Source organism: Caulifigura coniformis, assembly GCF_007745175.1.
GTDB classification, from domain to species: Bacteria; Planctomycetota; Planctomycetia; order Planctomycetales; family Planctomycetaceae; genus Caulifigura; species Caulifigura coniformis.
In genome coordinates this window covers 2665015-2682271 of sequence record NZ_CP036271.1, presented here as the reverse complement: position 1 = coordinate 2682271, position 17257 = coordinate 2665015, and the positions used below count along the sequence as shown (strand labels likewise).

Sequence of the window (17257 nt, the reverse complement as noted above, 5' to 3'; positions counted from 1 at the left end):
GCTGTCACAGAAATCGCGCAATGCTTGCAACACTCACTCGGAAAATGAGGGTTTCACGCAGGTCGCCTCCCCGGCCTGGCAGTGATCCGGTTGCGAACCATTTTCCCGACCGTCAAACTTACTTTTTCCCGCCTTCAGCCTCCCTCTGCGTCCCGTGAGGAGTTCTTCATGTCGAGTCGCCGCGAGTTTCTGCAGTCCACCGCCGCCCTGACCGCCGGCGTGACGGCCCTGTCCAGCCTGCCTGCCCGCGCTTTCGCCCAGGGAAGTGATCAGATCAAGGTCGGCCTCATCGGCTGCGGCGGCCGCGGCACCGGAGCCATGGGCAATGCGTTCAACGCCAGCTCACAGATCAAGCTGGTCTCGATGGGAGACATGTTCGAAGACGCCATCGACGGCTCGCTCAAGGCTCTGCAGCGGGAAGCGGAGAAGCTGTTTGGAGCGGAGGGAGCCAACAAGGTCGATGTTCCGCCGGACCGACGCTTCGTCGGCTTCGACGCCTACCAGAAGGTGATCGACTCCGGTGTCGACATGGTCATCATGGCCACGCCGCCCGGTTTCCGCCCGATGCACTTTGAAGCCGCGGTGAAGGCCGGCAAGAACTGCTTTATCGAGAAGCCGGTGGCCGTCGACGCCCCGGGGGTGCAGCAGGTGCTCGCGGCCGCGAAGCTCGCCGATGAGAAGGGCCTGAAGGTGGGCGTGGGGCTGCAGCGGCGGCACCAGGCCCAGTACATCGAGTACATCGACCGCATCAAGAGCGGCGAGTTCGGCGACGTTCACGCCATGCGGGTCTATTGGAACGGCGGCGGCGTGTGGGATCCCCGCCGCACCCGCGAGGAGTGCAAGACGGAAATGGAGTACCAGCTCCGCAACTGGTACTACTACAACTGGCTGTGCGGAGATCACATCGTCGAGCAGCACATCCACAACCTCGACGTCGGTTGCTGGATCAAAGGCTCCTACCCCGTGTCGGCCAACGGAATGGGCGGTCGCGAAGTGCGCACCGACAAGAAGTACGGTGAGATCTTCGACCACCACGCCTGCGAGTTCACTTTCGACGACGGCAGCGTGATGTTCAGCCAATGCCGGCACATCAAAAACTGCTGGAACCCCGTCAGCGAGCATGCCCATTGCACGAAGGCGATCATCAACCTCGATAACGCTCCGCGGAACTGCTCGATCCAGGTCGGCAAAGAGGTGACCCGTTACAAGGGCAAGGGAGACCTGCCCTACGTCAACGAGCACACCGCCCTGCAGAATGCCATTGCCAAGGGAGAGAAATACAACGAGGCCCATCGCGGAGCGATGTCGACGATGGTCGCCATCCTCGGTCGGATGTGCACCTACTCGGGCAAAGTCATCACCTGGGAGGAAGCGATGAATTCCAAGATCGCCCTGCGGCCTTCGGAATACTCGCTCAACGGCACGCCGCCGAGCGTCCCGAACGACAAGGGCGAGTACCCGATCGCCGTCCCCGGCGTGACGAAGACCGTCTGATCGCCCTGGAAGCCGAAGTCGCACCCGCACCCCGGCTGCTCCAAAGCAGTCGGGGTGCTTTTCATGTCAGTCCATGACGTTCTCTCCGGAAACATCGTCGACGCCGAAGCCGCTTCACTACGGCGCGCTCAGGCTCCCTTCGCGCTATTCGCTCTCGCCGCTCGCTGGATTCACCAACCTGCCGTTCCGGCGCGTCGTCCGCGAACTCGGCGGCCTGGGACTGGCGACGACCGATCTCGTCAGCGCGCGTGGGCTGCTGGAGGGGAGCCAGAAGTCGTTCCAGCTCGTCGAGTCGTGCGAGGAAGACCGCCCCTTCGCCGTCCAACTGTTCGGAGACGACCCCGCCGTGATGCGCGACGCGTCCCGGCTCGTCGAGGCGCGGGGCGTCGATTCGATCGACATCAACATGGGCTGCCCCGTCCACCGGATCACCGCCGGCGGGGCCGGCTCGGCGATGATGTGCCGCACGGATGCGACGCTCGCCCTCGTGCGGACGGTTGTCGAAGCGGTCCGCGTTCCGGTCACCGTGAAAATGCGACTGGGCTGGGACGACACGCAGATCACCGCGCCATTCTTCGCCCGTGAGTTCGAGAAGATCGGCGTGGCTGCCATCGCAATCCACGGCCGCACGCGCGAGCAGGGCTTCAGCGGCCACGTGAAGCGTCCAGGAATCCGGCAGGTCGTGGAAGCCGTCGAGAACATTCCGGTCATCGGTAACGGCGACATCCGTACGGTCGAGGACGCCGCAAGGATGTTCGAGGAAACCGGCTGCCAGGGCATTTCGATCGGCCGCGGAGCGCTTGCCAATCCGTGGATCTTCCGGCAGCTGGCGCAATGGGAAACGACCGGAACCTACGACCCTCCGGGAAATTTCGACGACCGGCTGGCCCTGATGCAGCGGCAGCTGCGCTTTCTGCTTGAGCAGGTCGGCGAATCCCGCGCGGTCACGTCGTTCCGCAAGATGGGTCACTGGTACCTGAAGGCGATGCGGGTGCGGGCCGATCTCCGGAACGAATTCCAGATCGCCAAGAGCTGGGTGGAAATCGAAGCGTCGATCGCCCGGATTGCTGAAGCGGGGCCGATGCACGGAAGCCGCACCGGAATTCTCCCGGAGATGCACGTCGCCGTTCCCTCGGGGCCCAACGAACGCTGGTAGGGTTCCGCGTGCGAGGGTTCTTTTCGTGCCAGCGAAACCACCATAAGATTCGCCCAGCCTGATTTCGCATCCCGACCACTTCCCCGGCGCCAATGCCTTCCACGGACTACTACAGCCAGCTTGGAATCTCCCGTACGGCCACGGCCGACGAGATTCGAAAGGCCTACAAGAAGATCGCGAAAGAATCGCATCCGGACGTCAAACCGGGCGACAAGGCGGCGGCGGAACGCTTCAAACAGGCGGCCGAGGCATACGAAGTCCTCGGGGACGAGGACAAGCGGAAGAAGTACGACCAGTTCGGCGAACACTGGAAACACGCCGATCAGATGGGCGCGGGGGGACGCGGCGGCGCGAGGGGCAGCGCCGGCGGGGGGCCCCAGTTCGACTTTGATCCGTCCGACCTCTTTGGCGGCGGATTCGATCTCGGCGACCTGTTCGGAGGCCGCGGGCGCAAGGCCAGGGCGCAGCGCGGCAGCGACCTGCAGACCGAGATCCAGGTTCCGTTTTCCGTCGCCGCCCTAGGGGGAAGCCACGACCTGACGCTGGCGACGGGCTCTTCCCAGGAACGGCTGACCGTCAAAATTCCCGCCGGCATGAAGGACGGCGGCGTCGTTCGCCTGCGAGGGCAGGGGCAGGCCGGACAGAGCGGCGGTCCGGCCGGTGACCTGCTCGTCACCGTGCGTGTCGCTCCACATCCCTATTTCAAGCGCGAGCAGGATGACCTGATCATCGAGGTCCCGGTCACGTTCACCGAGGCGGCGCTGGGAGCGAAGGTCGATGTCCCGACGCTCAATGAGGGGCTCGTGACCCTCAAGATTCCGACCGGGTCGTCGTCGGGCACCCGGCTGCGGATGAAGGGCAAAGGGATTGTGAATCCCAAGACGAAGGCGTATGGCGACCAGTATGTCGTGGTGAAGATCGTCAGTCCTCCCATGCAGGGCCGCGTTAAAGAGCTTCTGGAGGAACTCGCCCAGGAGTCTCCACAGAATCCCCGCGGCACGTTGTGGTAATCCGCTAGGTTCCAGAGGGCATCGAGATGACCGTCCAGCGGCGTTCAGGCAGGTGGATCCCCCTGGCCTGCCTCGCGTGCGCCCTCGCAGCCGTCAGCCCGGTGATGTCATCGGTCCGGGCGGCCACGTTTCAGGCAGATTCAGCGTCGTCCGGGCCCGGTAAAGGCTCGGCCCTCATCGAGTCGGACCCGTCGGTGGCGAATGTTTCTGAAGCCGCTCCTGAGGCGGCCAGCGCGCCCGCGGATGAACTGACGCAGGACCTGGAGAAGAAACGCAAGCTGCGGTTGGCCATCCTGGTCGGCGGGCTGATTGCTGTCACCGGGCTGGCGCTGGTGCTGTTGACCATCCTCGGTGGATCGGCGACACGTCGGGGGCTCAGGCGAAAACCGCTCACCGAGGGATCGCCCGCAGGTGAGCCACTTCCGGCCGAGCGTTTTGATGACGTGGAATCGACAGGCAAGGACGAGTCACAACCTCTGTCCGATGCCGAGAGCCGTCCGGCGGCCGATGGCGGCGCTCGATGAACGGCTTCGGTTACCCGCGTGCCTGCCGGCTGACGTCGTCGGCCGACTTCAATCGCGTCTACGCAGGCAAGCAGCGGTTCTCCGACGCGCGTCTCCTGATGTTCGCCGCAGCGAACTCGACGGACACGACGCGGGCGGGGTTCAGCGTCTCCCGAAAACACGGAGGTTCCGTCGCGAGGCACCACCTCAAGCGGCTGCTGCGGGAAGCGTTCCGGCTCAGTCGGGCCGATTTACCGCGCGGACTCGATCTCGTTGTCATTCCCCAGCAGGGAACGATCGGGACGATGCAGGAATACCAGGGATCGCTGGCGCGGCTGACAAGGAAGGCCGCGAGACGACTGCTGGAACACAGCGGCCCGGATTCGGGAGCCACTTAGAAGGGCGTCGCGAAGCACGGGATGCGATCGATCGAGTTGCATCCGCGCGCCTGGAAGTCGCTCAGCACGTCTGCATTTGATGTTTCGGCGTGGCGGGCGTCAGCGGGACGATCTCGGACGCGTGCAACGGACGTTCGCGACTCTCGCGCTTGTACTCGCAGTTGCGTCCATTCGCCTTGGCCTGGTAAAGACACTGATCGGCCGAGTCGACCAGTTCCTGCGGTTTCCCGACCATCTCGGGCGCATGGGCGACGGCAGCGCCGACCGACACCGTCACCCGCTCGAAGATCGAAGAGCGCTTCCGCATTTCCTCGACGGCCCGATGCAGCCGCTTCAGTGGCAGGTCGATTTCTCCCGGGCGGCAGCCGGAACAGATCACGGCGAATTCATCCCCGCCATAGCGGGCGACATGGTCGTACGAACGCATCGTGTTCTGCAGACACCTGGCGACCGATCGCAGCACGAGATCTCCGGAGGCGTGTCCGAATTCGTCGTTGATCTGCTTGAAGTGATCGACGTCGACCAGGATCACGCCGATCGAATGGCGGATGCGCTGGGCCCGCTCGAGTTCTTCGTTCAGGCGCTGGTGAAAAACGAGCCGATTGGGAAGCTGCGTGACCGCGTCGACGAGGGCCGTCCGCAGCGTTGATTCCGCGGTCCGCCAGCTGAGCAGCAGGTCATCCGAGGTCATGACGCCGATCAGACGTCCCCCTTCGATAAGGACCGTGCACGGGACGGTCGCCGTCGTGATTGCTGGAACCGGATCGGCAGGCCCATCCAGGAAATGACCGGCCTCCATCCTCGTCTTGAGAAGGCCTTCCAGCGGCATATCGGCCCAGCGTTTCCGCTCGATCTCGTTCCACGAGCCGATGCGTGAGGCGATTTCCTCGGGAGCGAGGACGCCGATCAGCATGCCCGCGTCGTCGGCCAGCAGGAAGTAGGGGTGCGCGGCGAGGTCGAAACGCTCCAGCGCCTCGTGCAGAAGCATGCGACAGGGAAGAACCACCGGGTGCGTGTTGACGTGATGGTGCACCGTGAGTGCCGCCGCCTTGCCGGGACACGCTGCGGAGGGCATGAGGGTGATGGGAGCTTCCATTGCGAACGACAACCAGGCCGACGATGACTCATTCAAACAGTTCCGCGGGCATCGCGGCTCAATTCACGTCTGCATACTCCAGCTGAATCTGCACGATCTCGTTCCGCGCGCTCTCGAAAGCGTCCAGAATCTGAGGATCGAAGTGCTTGCCGCGACCTTCTTCCAGGATCTGGAAGCACTTCGTGAGAGGGAATGCGGGCTTGTAGGGACGGCGGCTGCTGAGGGCGTCAAACACGTCCGCGACGGCGACGATCCTTCCCTCGATGGGGATATCCTCCCCGGCAAGACCGAGCGGATAGCCCGTGCCGTCCCAGCGTTCGTGATGGGTCAGGGCCGTGCGGGCGGCGATCTGGATCAGCGGCGAGGACGTGCAGTTGAGCATCTGCGCGCCGAGCTTGGAGTGTTGCCGCAGCATCATGCTGTCCTGCTCGGTCGCGCTTTCGAACACCCGCTTGCCGAATCCGCAGTGCCGCTGGACCATGTCGAACTCGTCGGGCGTCAGCGAGCCGGCCTTCAGCAGGATGCTGTCGGGGATGCCGATCTTGCCGACGTCGTGAAGCTGCGCAGCGAGTTCCAGCAGGTTGACGAACTCATCCGCCAGTCCCAGCGAACGGGCGATCACGCCCGCGTAGCGTCCCACGCGAATGACGTGGCGACCTGTATTGTCATCGCGGAATTCCGCAGCCCGGGCGAGGCATTGCACCACTTCCAGGCGCGACGCGGCCAGTTCGGCCGTGCGCTTCTGGACGGCGGCTTCCAGTTCCTCGGCCTGCCGCTCGAGATGGTCGTGGTGGGCCTTGATGGTGAGGGAGTTGCGGACGCGAGGGAGCAGTTCGGCCGGGTCGACCGGTTTCTCGAGAAAGTCGGTCGCTCCGGCGTCGAGGGCCTTCAGCCGCGTTTCGCGTTCGCAGTTGGCGGTGAGAATCAGGACCGGAATGTGCGCGGTCTGCGGGTTCGAGCGGATCGACGTCAGCAGTTCGATGCCGTTGATTCTCGGCATCATCACGTCGAGCACGATCACGTCGGGCTTATGTGCGGTGATCTCGTCCAGGGCAATCGTCGAATCGGTGATCGCGATGAAGTCCTTGTATCCCGCTTCCTGGAGATAGCGGCGGGCAACCTTGATGTTGATCGGCTCATCATCGATGAGCATGATCAACGCCGTGGCGGGAGCCACGGAGGGGAGGACGGACTTCCGTTCAGGCGCGCGCTCAATCGCCATGGGGCGAAGCAACGAAGTGAGCGCAGGTTCCAGGGTAGCAAGCATTCTCTTTGGCCTCGGTGAGCATGGAGCTCGACCCGCTGCAGGAGAGGAGTTGCAGCAAAGTCTCCACGCAGAAACCTAGCTCGCCCTTGACCGAGTCGGCCGGGCGGAGGGGGTCCTTCCGATCCGCCCTTCTCAGGGAAACCCCGACTTCTCCGGTCGTGCCGGCTGCAACCGTTGTAGGGAGGTGGAGGGTTGTGGCGATTGGCGGCAGGTGACCTCTGCGAAGCGACAGCCGGCCGAAAATCGCGTAGAATGTGGGGACGGGCTTCGAGGTGGGGGCTCTGGATGGATCGTAGATACGCTGTGCCGGCCGTCGCGGTTTCGGTCCTGCTGCTGGCGGGCCGCGAAGCATGCGCCGATCTCGCACGCCTGAAGAACGGCGGCGAAGTTCGTGGCGCCTTCGTCGGAGAGAGTATCCGGAATCAGCCGTTGACGATGGAGACGCTGCTCGGCGGGCGGATTGTGCTTCCCGCCGAGGCCGTGGAATCGAGCGCCCGGCGCAGGCCGGAGGTCGAGGAATACGTCACGCGTTCCCGCTCAATCCCGAAGACCGTTGAGGCCCACTGGGAACTGGCTGAATGGTGCAAGGCGCAGCAGCTCACCAGCCAGCGGGAAGAACAGCTCGAAGCCCTGCTCGAACTCGACCCGACCCACACGCTGGCCCACCGCGGTCTCGACCACGTTCTCCACCAGGGAGAGTGGATGACGCGCGACGAGTCGATGCGCGCGCAAGGGTACATCAAACACAAGGGCAAGTATCTCACCCGGCAGGAAATCGATCTCCTCGAGAAAACGACGGCGCAGCGTCAGGCCGAGCAGGCCTGGTACCCCAGGGTCCGCCTGTGGAAGGGCTGGGTGCTCGGAAGCCATCAAGGCCGCCAGATGGATGGCCTCTCGAACCTGCGATCGATCGACGATGAAGACGCCATTCCCGCACTGGAAGACTTCCTGTCCGACGTTCCCCAGATCGCTCTCCGGCAGTTGTATATCGAACGTCTGTCTGCCATGCGCGGCGTGAAGCCGGTCGCCTGTCTCGTTCGTTCGTCGCTGCGGGATGTCGATTCCCAGATCCGGCAGGCGGCGTTCGAAGGCCTCGCCGCCGACCAGCGCGAGGCGGCGATCCCCTACTACATTGAAGCTCTCACAGACGCCCAGAATCCGGTGGTCAACCGGGCCGCCATCGCCCTCGGCGGGATTGGTGATTTCCGCGTCGTCCCCGCCCTGACCCGCGCCCTCGTCACCAGCCACAAGATCTCCTACGACGCCCCCGTCCAGGACAACGTGAGCCTCGGACGCACTTCCGACGGACGGTATTCCATCGGCGGCCAGTCAGGCGTCGCGCTGCCGCCCAATATCGAACTGCTCCTGCGGACCGGACAGCTCCCCTATGGCGTCCAGGTCGTCAATCCCCAGGGGATCAAGACCCGCCGCGTCTCCGTCCGCGTGAACGTCCGCAACGAAGACGTCCTCGCGTCGCTGCAGAAACTGACCCAGCAGGACTTCGGTTACGACGAAAACGCCTGGCAGCTCTACTGGGACGCCTACCGCAGCGGAAAGGGAAAGCTGTAAGCCCCGCTCGTCGGCCAACCAGTCTCCGCCCGCAATCGCTGCCCACCGCCGTACCCCGCCTATCCGGGGAACACGCCCTCACCGGCCACGAGGCCGTCTTTCATATAGATGGCCCGTTTCGCCTGCCGGGCGATCGATGGCTCGTGCGTCACCATGATGATCGTTCGTCCCTGCTCGTTGAGCTTGCACAGGAACTTCATGATCTCCGTTCCGGTCGCGGAATCGAGGTTTCCGGTCGGTTCGTCCGCCATGATGATGGCCGGGTTATTGATGAGTGAGCGGGCAATGGCCACGCGCTGCTGCTGACCACCGGAGAGCTGGAACGGCTTGTGGTCGAGGCGCTCGCCCAGCCCCACGAGATTGGCCACTTCCAGGCAGCGTTCATGATCGGCGGCCGTCAGCGGCGGATAGCCGGGCCGGTACAGCAGCGGAACTTCAATGTTCTCGAGAACCGTGTATTGGGCGATCAGGTTGAACGACTGGAAGATGAATCCGATTTCCTGATTGCGGATCTCGGAGAGCCGGTCGTCTTCCAATTGAGCGACATCCTGTCCGCGGAGGATGTATTGGCCACTGGTCGGACGGTCCAGCGCGCCGAGCAGGTTCAGCAGCGTGCTCTTCCCGCTGCCCGACGTTCCCATGATGGCCAGGAAATCGCCATTGGGGATATCGATCGTCACCCCCCGCAGGGCGTGGACTTTGACCGGACCAAGGTCGTATTCCTTGTGCAGGTCGATGATCTGGGCCGCGTATTCCACGTTGCGAGCAGGTCGATGTGAGTGGGGAGTGGGCAGGAATCAGTCGGCGAGTCCGTATCGGACGATACAGTACAGCGCCTGGAACCCGTCCTTCCAGCCGATCTTCTTCCCCTCTTTGTACGTCCGGCCGCTGTAGCTGATCGACATCTCGAACACCTTGTACCGCGCCCGGGCCACGCGGGCCGTGATCTCCGGCTCGATCCCGAACCGGTTCTGCTTCAGGTTCGGCGCCACCTTCTGGATCACCTCCCGGGTGAACAGCTTGTAGCACGTCTCCATGTCGGTCAGGTTCAGGTTCGTGAAGCAGTTCGACAGCGTCGTCAGAAACCGGTTCCCCAGGTAGTGCCAGTAGTACAGCACCCGGTGCGGCTGGTCCCCCAGGAACCTGCTGCCGAACACCACGTCCGCCCGCCCTTCCACGATCGGCTGCAGCAGCCGCGGAATCTCGGATGGGTCATATTCCAGGTCGGCGTCCTGGATGATCATCGCGTTGCCCGTCGCCTTGAGGAAGCCGGTCCGGACGGCCGCCCCCTTGCCCTGGTTCACATCGTGGAAGTGGACGGACAACCGGTTCATCGGGTCGTCATTCGGACGCGTCGCATATTCCCTGAGCAGATCGGTTGTTCCGTCCTTGCTGCAGTCGTCGACGAGCACGATCTCCTTGGGGATCGGGACGGCTTTCACCTTGTCCAGCAGCAACGGAAGCGTATTGCGCTCGTTGTAGACCGGGATCACGACCGAGAGGACGAAGTTGTCCGGCAGGCAGTAGATGCCCAGCTGACGGCAGGGGCCTTCTCCCAGAGTCGCGTGATGCTGCTCATACCATTCGCGGGAGTATGGACGGAGTGACGACACAGGTGGATTCGATTCCATGGACGCAGTTTCTGTCGACACCTTCAACTCCGCGGAGACACAACTCGAACCGCCAGAATTGCGAAACAGGCCGGCGAGGTCAAATGCGATGTCACCGGCGATGCGGCGAATGCCGGGAGTTCCCGGCCCGTGTGCCTCAGCCAGAAGGCCACAGGAAGCAGAGCCCTGGGACGTCCGGCCTTCAGCCTGCCCCTCGGTTGCCAGGCCCCTGGATCGCCGGCGAGATCGGTGACGGGCGGATGGAGTTCTGAGCGAAGCCACCGCTACCCGACAAGCACGACCAACACCAACGCGAGCAGAACCACCACGGCAAGCATGAACCGGAGGGATCGTGATTGCCGGATGCGGTGCCCCGGCGACAGTCTGCCGAGAGCAATGGCGCCCGCGGTCGAGAAAAGGAACATGGCGCTTGAGATTGCCGGAAGTGCGACCGGGATCCAACGGGGGACTGAGGGCGCATAGCTGACGCTGGAGGCCGCCAGGGCGAGGACGGCGGAGAGAGCGCTGGCGATCCAAGCCAACGTGACGGCTTCCATCAACCTCTCCTCGATCCACTCGGGTCGAACTCCCTGCCCGCCCCGCACAATCGCTGCCAAGGGGGCTTTCCGCAGAATCTGATGTTGCCGCGATGCCTCAATGCAACACCTGAAGATGCCTGTCGGCAACGCGCATTCAGGCATGTGATTGCGATTCGAAACGCGCACGCATCCTGAAACATCGCACTTAAAGACATTGCCACAGAGGACTTATCTCTCAAGCAAATACGCCTCGCCACGAAATCCATGCGCGCTCACGAGTCTGAATGGTACGCCCTTCGCCAAATGGTCCTGGCGAACCAGATGACTTTCCGGGCTTGCCAACCCCACCCGTCGGACGGTCGCACATCACTCTTCAAAAGGACCACACCATGTACCGCGTTGCCACCGCCCTGCTGAACGACGAGGCCGGCTTCATCGTCTCCGCCGAACTCGTCCTGATCTCGACCATCACCGTCATCGGCCTGGTCGTCGGACTCTCGGAAGTCTCCATCAACATCAACAACGAACTCGAAGACGTTGGCTCCGCCTTCGGTGCCCTGAACCAGTCGTACTCCTACGCCGGTGCCTGCGGACACAAGGGTTCCTCCACCGGCACCTGCTTCACCGACGAGAAGGACTTCTGCGACAGCCAGAACGACATCAACTGCGACGGCCACGTCCGCGGCGAAGGCCCGAAGTGGTAATGGATCTCAGCGAGTGCGGGCCAGCGCTTGACGCGTCGTGCGACTTTGTCGCCCGACGCGTTTTTTCATTGGCAGCCAGTCCAACCGTCCACAGTCCGGCCCGCCGGCCAGGGCTGGTCACTTTTTCAAGATGGGACAATTCATCATTGGGTTGCGCCGTTGCCGCAAAATGACCTGAGGTGACGAAAGACGACCGACTTCAAAAAGTGACTCACCCCGCCCCAATCACCACCCGCCCAAGCACTTCCGAGTACCGAGTACCGGGCCCTCCCGCGCAACCGCCCCCGTCATGGTGGAGGACACCATGAACACAACCACCGTCAACCTGTCGTCACTCACCCCGGGCCCGGCCGGATCCATGTCCGCACCACCCACGCTCTCCCGATCCCTCCGCAAGACTTCAGGGGGAAGAAAGAGGGCGAGGAGTACAGTACCACCCACACAACGCGCCCTCCTTGCCCCCCTCGGTGTCAAACACCTCCGCACTGTTCCCTATCCCTGCACGAGCCTGAGAGTTCCGCGCACGGCCGGTCACGTTTTCAAGATGGGCCAGTTCGTCGTTGCCGCAACATGATCTGCGGTGACGACCGACGACCTGTTGTGAAAAAAGTGACTCGCCCTGGCCCGCCGGCGGGTTCTTTCCCCCGCGTCAGTCTTCTGCGTAGGATAAGAATCCTGTCTTCGCTCTGATTTCGTGCCGATTCCAACTGGTGACTGGGGCTTGAATGGCTGGACGCGATGCGACGCCCGTGTATGCGGCTGGAATCGATCTGGGCACCACGTACTCCTGTCTCTCCTACCTGACCCCCCAGGGTCAGCCGGTCGCCTGCCCCAATGAAGAAGGCGAAATGACGACCCCTTCGGTCGTCCTCTTCGATGGCGATGAGATCGTCGTCGGCTCCGAGGCGCTCCGGAACGCTGTCGCCCAGCCGGAACGCGTCGTCCAGCATGCGAAACGCTACATGGGCGATTCCCACAAATGCTGGGTCGTTGACGGCCAGGTCTACACGCCCGTCGACATCTCCGCCCTGATCATCCGGAAGCTGCTCAGCGGTGCGGAAGCGCGGCTGGGCGCGCGATTGCGGCATGCGGTCATCACGGTTCCGGCCCAGTTCAGCGACTTTCAGCGGCAGCGGACAATCGAAGCGGGCCATAAGGCCGGGCTGGAACGGGTCGACATCATCAACGAACCGGTCGCCGCGTCGCTCTGCTACGTCCTCGGTGAAGGGATGTGGTTCGCCGAACTGGCCAACGACCAGACCGTGATGGTGTTCGACCTGGGCGGCGGCACGTTCGACCTGTCACTCGTGCGTTACAACAAGCAACAGGTCACTGTCGTCGCCAGTGGCGGAAATCTGAACCTGGGGGGCATCGACTGGAACGCGGCCCTTGAGAAATGGGCCTGCGAACAGTTCCTGCAGGAAACTCCCGGAGAAGACCCGCGCCTCGACCTGCACACGATGCAGGCACTGGCCAACGACGTCGAACAGGCCAAGCGGGCGCTCAGCGTGCGGCCGCGGGCGACGGTGACGGTGCAGCATGCCGGACGACGGAAGTCGTTCGGCGTGGCCCGGGAATCGTTCGAGAAGCTGACGCAGGGACTCGTCGACAAGGCACGCGACGTGACGGAGCAGTTGCTGCGGGCGCACAAGGTCGAGATCGAAGGCCGCGCCAGCAACAGCAAACACGCCGGCTGGGCCCATGTGAACGCAGTTCTCGTGACGGGCGGCGCGTCGCGCATGCCGATGATCCGCGACATGCTCCAGCGCATCAGCGGGACCACGCTCAATACCACGCTCTCTCCCGACCAGTCGATCGCCCATGGCGCGGCCTATTACTCCGGCATGCTGCTCAGCGGCCAGAAACTCTCCGCGTCGGTGTTGAACAAGCAGGCGACCGCCCGGCTGGCGAAGTTCAAGCAGCAGAGCATCACGGCCCGGGCCCTCGGGATCGTCGTCCGCGACAAATCGACCGGACAGCGCCTCGCCCACTACCTCATCCCGGCGAATACTTCCCTCCCCGTCGCGGCCCGCCAGAGTTTCGGGACCGTGACTCCCGATCAGCGCCGAGTGAGCCTGCATATCGTCGAAAGCGGAGCCTCGCCCGACGATCCCTACCTCGACATCGGGGAGTGCGTCGTCGACGAACTCCCGCCGGAACTTCCGGAAGCGACGCCGATCGAGGTCACCATCCGCTACGACGAACAGGCCCGCGTGCACGTCTCGGCCCGGGAACCCCGCAGCGGCCGGAATGCGAAGACGACGATCACCCGCACTGAGAACCTGAAGCATCTTCCGGCCCAGCCGAGTTCCGACATCAGTCCGCTCGATACGCCCGTCCTCACCGCGGCCCGGAAAGGATCACCAATTCCCGTTGCGCTCCCGCCGCTTCCTCCGCCCGCTCCGCCGCAACCGAAGTCCCAGCGGCCAGCGGCGGCGACGCCGGCACGCCCGGTAAATCCCGGGGCCCGTCAGCGTCTGGAAGAAGCCGATCGCCCGATCCCCCTTTGCAACTCCTGTGGCGAGCCGTTCGACGCCCGGGGGCGTTGCCCTGGATGTGGAACGACGCTGAATTCGTCGACTCCGCCGAGGGCCACCTCCCGAAAACCGGTGATCAAGCCGACGCCTCCCAAAGGCATGCCGGCAGTCAAGTCGTCGAAGCCCCGACAGCTCCCCGAATCACTGGGCGATCCGGACACCGTCAAACTCCCTCCGCCAAAATCAAAGAAGCCCGGCTCGCGAGGCTCGACGAAGGACGACGGCGGCGACGACTTCTGGAATTCGCTGACCTGAAACGGCGTCTGTTGAGCCGCTGGCACGAACTCGAACTTGCGCCGCTTTTTCTGCCGCAGTTCCTCTCGTAAGCTGATCGGCGGGTTGTCCGTCTCCTCGCTCTCCGGGTTTTGAAATGCCTCGACTGACTCGCCGGACCTGCTTCACTTCGGCCGCAATGCTCATCGCTGTGACGGGCCTGTATGCCCAGAGCCGCGAATGGAAGAGCGGCGTCAACTGGCCCGAGCCGAAGATCGTCACTCCGGGTGAAGGGGTCGCTCCCCCTTCGGACGCCATCGTCCTGTTCGACGGCAAGTCGCTCGACGCCTGGAAAGGAGCGGATGGCTGGGTGGTGAAGGACGGATACGCCAGCCCCACGAAAGGCGACATTGCAACGAAACAGGAATTCTCCGACTGCCAGCTGCACATCGAGTTCGCCACTCCGGAAGCGGTGAAAGGGGATGGGCAGGGACGCGGCAACAGCGGCGTGTTCCTGTGCGGCGAGTTCGAAGTTCAGGTCCTCGATTCGTACGAGAACAAGACCTATTTCGACGGCCAGTGCGGCGGCATCTACAAGCAGCGGCCCCCGCTCGTGAATGCCTGCAGGAAGCCAGGCGAGTGGCAGTCATACGACATCATCTTCCACGCGCCGCAATTCCATGACGACGGAGAGCTGAAGCGTCCGGCAACGATCACGGTCCTGCAAAACAACGTGCTGGTGCAGGATCATCTCGAGCTGCTCGGCGACACGCCGTACGTCCGCGCTCCGCGCTACAACCCGGAGGTCACCAAAGGCCCCATCAAGCTGCAGAACCACGGCAACCCCGTGAAGTTCCGGAACATCTGGATTCGAGAACTCGGCGCTCCGCAGATCTGACGCCCGTCACCGCTATTCCACGTCGCGGAGCTGCGCCTGGTACAGCCGGGCGTACGCTCCGCCGCGTTCCAGCAGTTCCTGGTGCGGGCCGACTTCAACGATCTGCCCGTTTTCCAGCACGACGATCCGGTCCGCCTTGTGCAGCGTGCTGAGGCGGTGCGCGATCGCAATCGTCGTCCGCCCGCGAATCAGGTTCTCCAGCGCCAGCTGAATGTCGCGTTCCGTCTCGGTGTCGACTGCCGACGTCGCCTCATCGAGGATCAGCAGGGCCGGGTCGATGAGCAAAGCCCGCGCGATCGAGATCCGCTGGCGTTCCCCGCCGGAAAGCTGCTGGCCCCGCTCGCCGACAATCGCGTCGTAGCCGTCGATCTGCTTGAGAATAAAGTCGTGCGCGCGGGCCGCCCGTGCGGCGGCGATGATCTCGGCCCGGGTCGCCTCTGGCTTCCCGTAGGCAATGTTCTCGGCGATCGAGCCGTAAAACAGGAACGGCTCCTGGAGCACCAGCCCGATATTCCTCCGGTAGTCTTCGATCTTCAGGTCGCGGATGTCGTTGCCGTCGACGAGGATCGCGCCCGACGTGATGTCGTAGAATCGACAGGCCAGGTTGACGAGGGTCGTCTTCCCAGAACCGCTGGGACCGACCAGGCCGACCATCTCCCCCGGCCGGACGTCCAGGGAGACATCCCGGATCACCTGCCGGTTGCCATAGCTGAAGCCGATATTCCGGAACTCGATCCGTCCCTCGACCCGGCCAATGCTGCGCGACGTTCGCGTGACCGGAGCATCGGGCGGCATATCAAGGATCTCGAAGATGCGGTGCGCACTCGCCGCGGCCCGCTGCACCGCTGCGATCATCCGGCTCATCGATTCCAGCCGGCCATAGAACCGCGTGAGGTAGAGAGCGAAGGCCGTCAGTTCGCCGACCGTCAGCCGGTCGTTGATGACCCACCACGCTCCGAAGGCCCACACGATCAGCAGGCCGGCGTCCGTCAGCAGGATGATCAGCGGACCGAAGAGTGACCAGGTCTGGTTCACGCGGTCGTTCGCGTCGAGCACTCTCTGATTCGCGGACTTGAACCGTTCGACTTCGCGTCGTTCCTGCGCAAACGCCTTCACGACGCGGATTCCCGGGATCGTGTCCGCAAGGACCGAGGTCATTTCACCCCAGGCCCTGCCTCCGGCCGCAAATCCGCCCCGCAGCCGATTGCGCACGATCTGCACAGCCCATGCGATGATCGGCAGCGGTGCGAGGGTGATCAGCGCGAACAGCGGATCGATCCACAGCAGGATGATCGCGGTGATGATCAGCGTCAGGGCGTCACAGGCAAAGTCGATCGCGTTGACCGACAGGAAGTAGCAGATGCGGTCGGTGTCCTGGCTGACTCGAGCGATCAGGTCGCCCGTCCGTTTGCCGCTGAAGTATGTGAGCGACAGCGACTGCAGATGACGATATGTCGCCACGCGCAGGTCCGCGCTGATCCGCTCGCTGACCCACGACAGCACCCACGTCCGCGCCCAGCCCAGCACGCACGCCACGAGCGACGCCACACCAAGGCCCAGCAGCGACCGGACGATCAGCGACCGGACGTCCGGCCCCCGCGCGCTCAGGTCGTCCACCAGTTGCCCCGTCAGGTACGGCCAGACCAGGGCGGCCGCCGTGCTCGTGATCGTCAGGGCAACGCCAAGCGCGCTGTAGGCGGCCCAGGGACGCGCGAACCGCGCCAGCCGCATGATCGAGCGCACCGCCGGCGGCGCGTCCGAGACATGGCATTCCGGGCATTCGCCTCCCGGCCCGAGCGGTCCGCCGCATTTCTCGCAGCGCGCATCCGGCGGGAGGTCCTCCGAAAGTCCGCCGCGCAAGAACCGTTCGACCTGCTCCACGAACGCCCGCGCCGCTTCACGCCGCGTGGCCGACAGCGGGTAGCGAGTCGTCTGCTGATCGGCCCACTGGACGACCAGTTCGCTCAGCGAACCGTAGTCGTGCAGTTCGATGTGCTGGAGTCGTCGGACGTCGGTCTCGACAAGCGGAGAACTCCCCACCCAGGCGAGCCAGCGTCCGTCGGTCAGGACGAGCAGCCCCGGGCTGAACCGCCGATCCGGATCGAGATCGATGTCGAGAAAGCCCAGCAGCCGCTCGTCACTCAGCAGCGCGCGCTCGACGCTCGCACGCCAGCCTGGGGCGAGCGAGCCGATGCCAGCAGAGGGAGAAGGCTGAGGAGTCACGGCGGGAGAGTCGAGACTCGCTGGAGGGGCGTCAAGTGAC

At 63.9% G+C, this 17257-nt stretch carries 15 protein-coding genes; 9 read left to right on the top strand and 6 right to left on the bottom strand.

The features are described from left to right. The first annotated feature begins 168 nt into the window (after window positions 1–168). The 5 genes from Pan44_RS10620 to rnpA all read left to right on the top strand — a co-directional run bounded on the left by Pan44_RS10620 (window position 169) and on the right by rnpA (window position 4561). Complete coding sequence (locus tag Pan44_RS10620; protein WP_145029953.1) at window positions 169–1494, top strand: Gfo/Idh/MocA family protein; 1326 nt, start codon at window positions 169–171, stop codon at window positions 1492–1494. A 73-nt stretch (window positions 1495–1567) separates the two neighbouring features. Then, window positions 1568–2650 carry a tRNA dihydrouridine synthase DusB gene (gene dusB / locus Pan44_RS10615; protein ID WP_145029951.1) on the top strand — a complete coding sequence of 361 codons (1083 nt, stop codon included), beginning with the start codon at window positions 1568–1570 and terminating at the stop codon, window positions 2648–2650. Between the two features lie 92 nt (window positions 2651–2742). Next, window positions 2743–3660 carry a DnaJ C-terminal domain-containing protein gene (locus Pan44_RS10610; RefSeq protein WP_145029949.1) on the top strand — a complete coding sequence of 306 codons (918 nt, stop codon included), beginning with the start codon at window positions 2743–2745 and terminating at the stop codon, window positions 3658–3660. 194 nt (window positions 3661–3854) lie between these two features. Further along, a complete protein-coding gene (locus Pan44_RS10605; RefSeq protein WP_145029948.1) occupies window positions 3855–4184 on the top strand; it encodes a hypothetical protein in 330 nt (109 codons plus the stop codon). After that, window positions 4181–4561: a ribonuclease P protein component gene (gene rnpA / locus Pan44_RS10600; RefSeq protein WP_145029945.1), complete on the top strand. Its 381-nt coding sequence runs from the start codon at window positions 4181–4183 to the stop codon at window positions 4559–4561. Before Pan44_RS10605 ends, rnpA begins: the two co-directional genes overlap by 4 nt. Window positions 4562–4622: 61 nt before the next feature. Here the strand turns inward: rnpA and Pan44_RS10595 are convergent, their stop codons facing one another. Both Pan44_RS10595 and Pan44_RS10590 read right to left on the bottom strand, forming a co-directional pair. After that, the gene (locus Pan44_RS10595; RefSeq protein ID WP_145029943.1) at window positions 4623–5657 is read right to left on the bottom strand and encodes a GGDEF domain-containing protein; all 1035 of its coding nucleotides are present in this window, start codon (window positions 5655–5657) and stop codon (window positions 4623–4625) included. A 58-nt stretch (window positions 5658–5715) separates the two neighbouring features. After that, window positions 5716–6924 (bottom strand): HD-GYP domain-containing protein, encoded by a 1209-nt coding sequence (locus tag Pan44_RS10590; protein ID WP_145029941.1) that lies wholly within the window; start codon window positions 6922–6924, stop codon window positions 5716–5718. 285 nt (window positions 6925–7209) lie between these two features. Here Pan44_RS10590 and Pan44_RS10585 point away from each other — a divergent pair, with 285 nt between their 5' ends. Then, a complete protein-coding gene (locus Pan44_RS10585; protein ID WP_197454004.1) occupies window positions 7210–8493 on the top strand; it encodes a HEAT repeat domain-containing protein in 1284 nt (427 codons plus the stop codon). Between the two features lie 59 nt (window positions 8494–8552). Here Pan44_RS10585 and Pan44_RS10580 read toward each other — a convergent pair whose 3' ends face one another. The 3 genes from Pan44_RS10580 to Pan44_RS10570 form a co-directional block, all read right to left on the bottom strand. Continuing rightward, on the bottom strand, window positions 8553–9251 hold the full coding sequence (locus tag Pan44_RS10580; RefSeq protein ID WP_145029937.1) for an ABC transporter ATP-binding protein: 699 nt from the start codon (window positions 9249–9251) through the stop codon (window positions 8553–8555). A 39-nt stretch (window positions 9252–9290) separates the two neighbouring features. Next, complete coding sequence (locus tag Pan44_RS10575) at window positions 9291–10124, bottom strand: glycosyltransferase family 2 protein (RefSeq protein WP_145029935.1); 834 nt, start codon at window positions 10122–10124, stop codon at window positions 9291–9293. 263 nt (window positions 10125–10387) lie between these two features. Then, window positions 10388–10660, bottom strand: a complete 273-nt coding sequence (locus Pan44_RS10570; protein ID WP_145029933.1) for a hypothetical protein — start codon at window positions 10658–10660, stop codon at window positions 10388–10390. A gap of 371 nt (window positions 10661–11031) precedes the next feature. Here Pan44_RS10570 and Pan44_RS10565 point away from each other — a divergent pair, with 371 nt between their 5' ends. From Pan44_RS10565 to Pan44_RS10555, 3 genes are all read left to right on the top strand, one after another. After that, the gene (locus tag Pan44_RS10565) at window positions 11032–11346 is read left to right on the top strand and encodes a branched-chain amino acid aminotransferase (protein WP_145029931.1); all 315 of its coding nucleotides are present in this window, start codon (window positions 11032–11034) and stop codon (window positions 11344–11346) included. A gap of 725 nt (window positions 11347–12071) precedes the next feature. Continuing rightward, window positions 12072–14138: an Hsp70 family protein gene (locus Pan44_RS10560; RefSeq protein WP_145029929.1), complete on the top strand. Its 2067-nt coding sequence runs from the start codon at window positions 12072–12074 to the stop codon at window positions 14136–14138. A gap of 115 nt (window positions 14139–14253) precedes the next feature. Continuing rightward, window positions 14254–14994 carry a 3-keto-disaccharide hydrolase gene (locus Pan44_RS10555; RefSeq protein WP_145029927.1) on the top strand — a complete coding sequence of 247 codons (741 nt, stop codon included), beginning with the start codon at window positions 14254–14256 and terminating at the stop codon, window positions 14992–14994. Window positions 14995–15006: 12 nt separating this feature from the next. Here Pan44_RS10555 and Pan44_RS10550 read toward each other — a convergent pair whose 3' ends face one another. Beyond that, window positions 15007–17217, bottom strand: a complete 2211-nt coding sequence (locus Pan44_RS10550; RefSeq protein WP_145029925.1) for a cyanophycin metabolism-associated ABC transporter — start codon at window positions 17215–17217, stop codon at window positions 15007–15009. Between the last annotated feature and the right edge of the window lie 40 nt (window positions 17218–17257).

Bases quoted from the DNA above. Each gene is read 5' to 3' on its own strand.
- Pan44_RS10590 (WP_145029941.1), bottom strand. From the start codon at position 6,924: ATGCTTGCTACCCTGGAACCTGCGCTCACTTCGTTGCTTCGCCCCATG.
- Pan44_RS10555 (WP_145029927.1), top strand. From the start codon at position 14,254: ATGCCTCGACTGACTCGCCGGACCTGCTTCACTTCGGCCGCAATGCTC.
- Pan44_RS10585 (WP_197454004.1), top strand. From the start codon at position 7,210: ATGGATCGTAGATACGCTGTGCCGGCCGTCGCGGTTTCGGTCCTGCTG.
- Pan44_RS10560 (WP_145029929.1), top strand. From the start codon at position 12,072: ATGGCTGGACGCGATGCGACGCCCGTGTATGCGGCTGGAATCGATCTG.
- Pan44_RS10610 (WP_145029949.1), top strand. From the start codon at position 2,743: ATGCCTTCCACGGACTACTACAGCCAGCTTGGAATCTCCCGTACGGCC.
- Pan44_RS10575 (WP_145029935.1), bottom strand. From the start codon at position 10,124: ATGGAATCGAATCCACCTGTGTCGTCACTCCGTCCATACTCCCGCGAA.
- dusB (WP_145029951.1), top strand. From the start codon at position 1,568: ATGACGTTCTCTCCGGAAACATCGTCGACGCCGAAGCCGCTTCACTAC.
- Pan44_RS10620 (WP_145029953.1), top strand. From the start codon at position 169: ATGTCGAGTCGCCGCGAGTTTCTGCAGTCCACCGCCGCCCTGACCGCC.
- Pan44_RS10570 (WP_145029933.1), bottom strand. From the start codon at position 10,660: ATGGAAGCCGTCACGTTGGCTTGGATCGCCAGCGCTCTCTCCGCCGTC.
- Pan44_RS10595 (WP_145029943.1), bottom strand. From the start codon at position 5,657: ATGGAAGCTCCCATCACCCTCATGCCCTCCGCAGCGTGTCCCGGCAAG.
- Pan44_RS10565 (WP_145029931.1), top strand. From the start codon at position 11,032: ATGTACCGCGTTGCCACCGCCCTGCTGAACGACGAGGCCGGCTTCATC.
- rnpA (WP_145029945.1), top strand. From the start codon at position 4,181: ATGAACGGCTTCGGTTACCCGCGTGCCTGCCGGCTGACGTCGTCGGCC.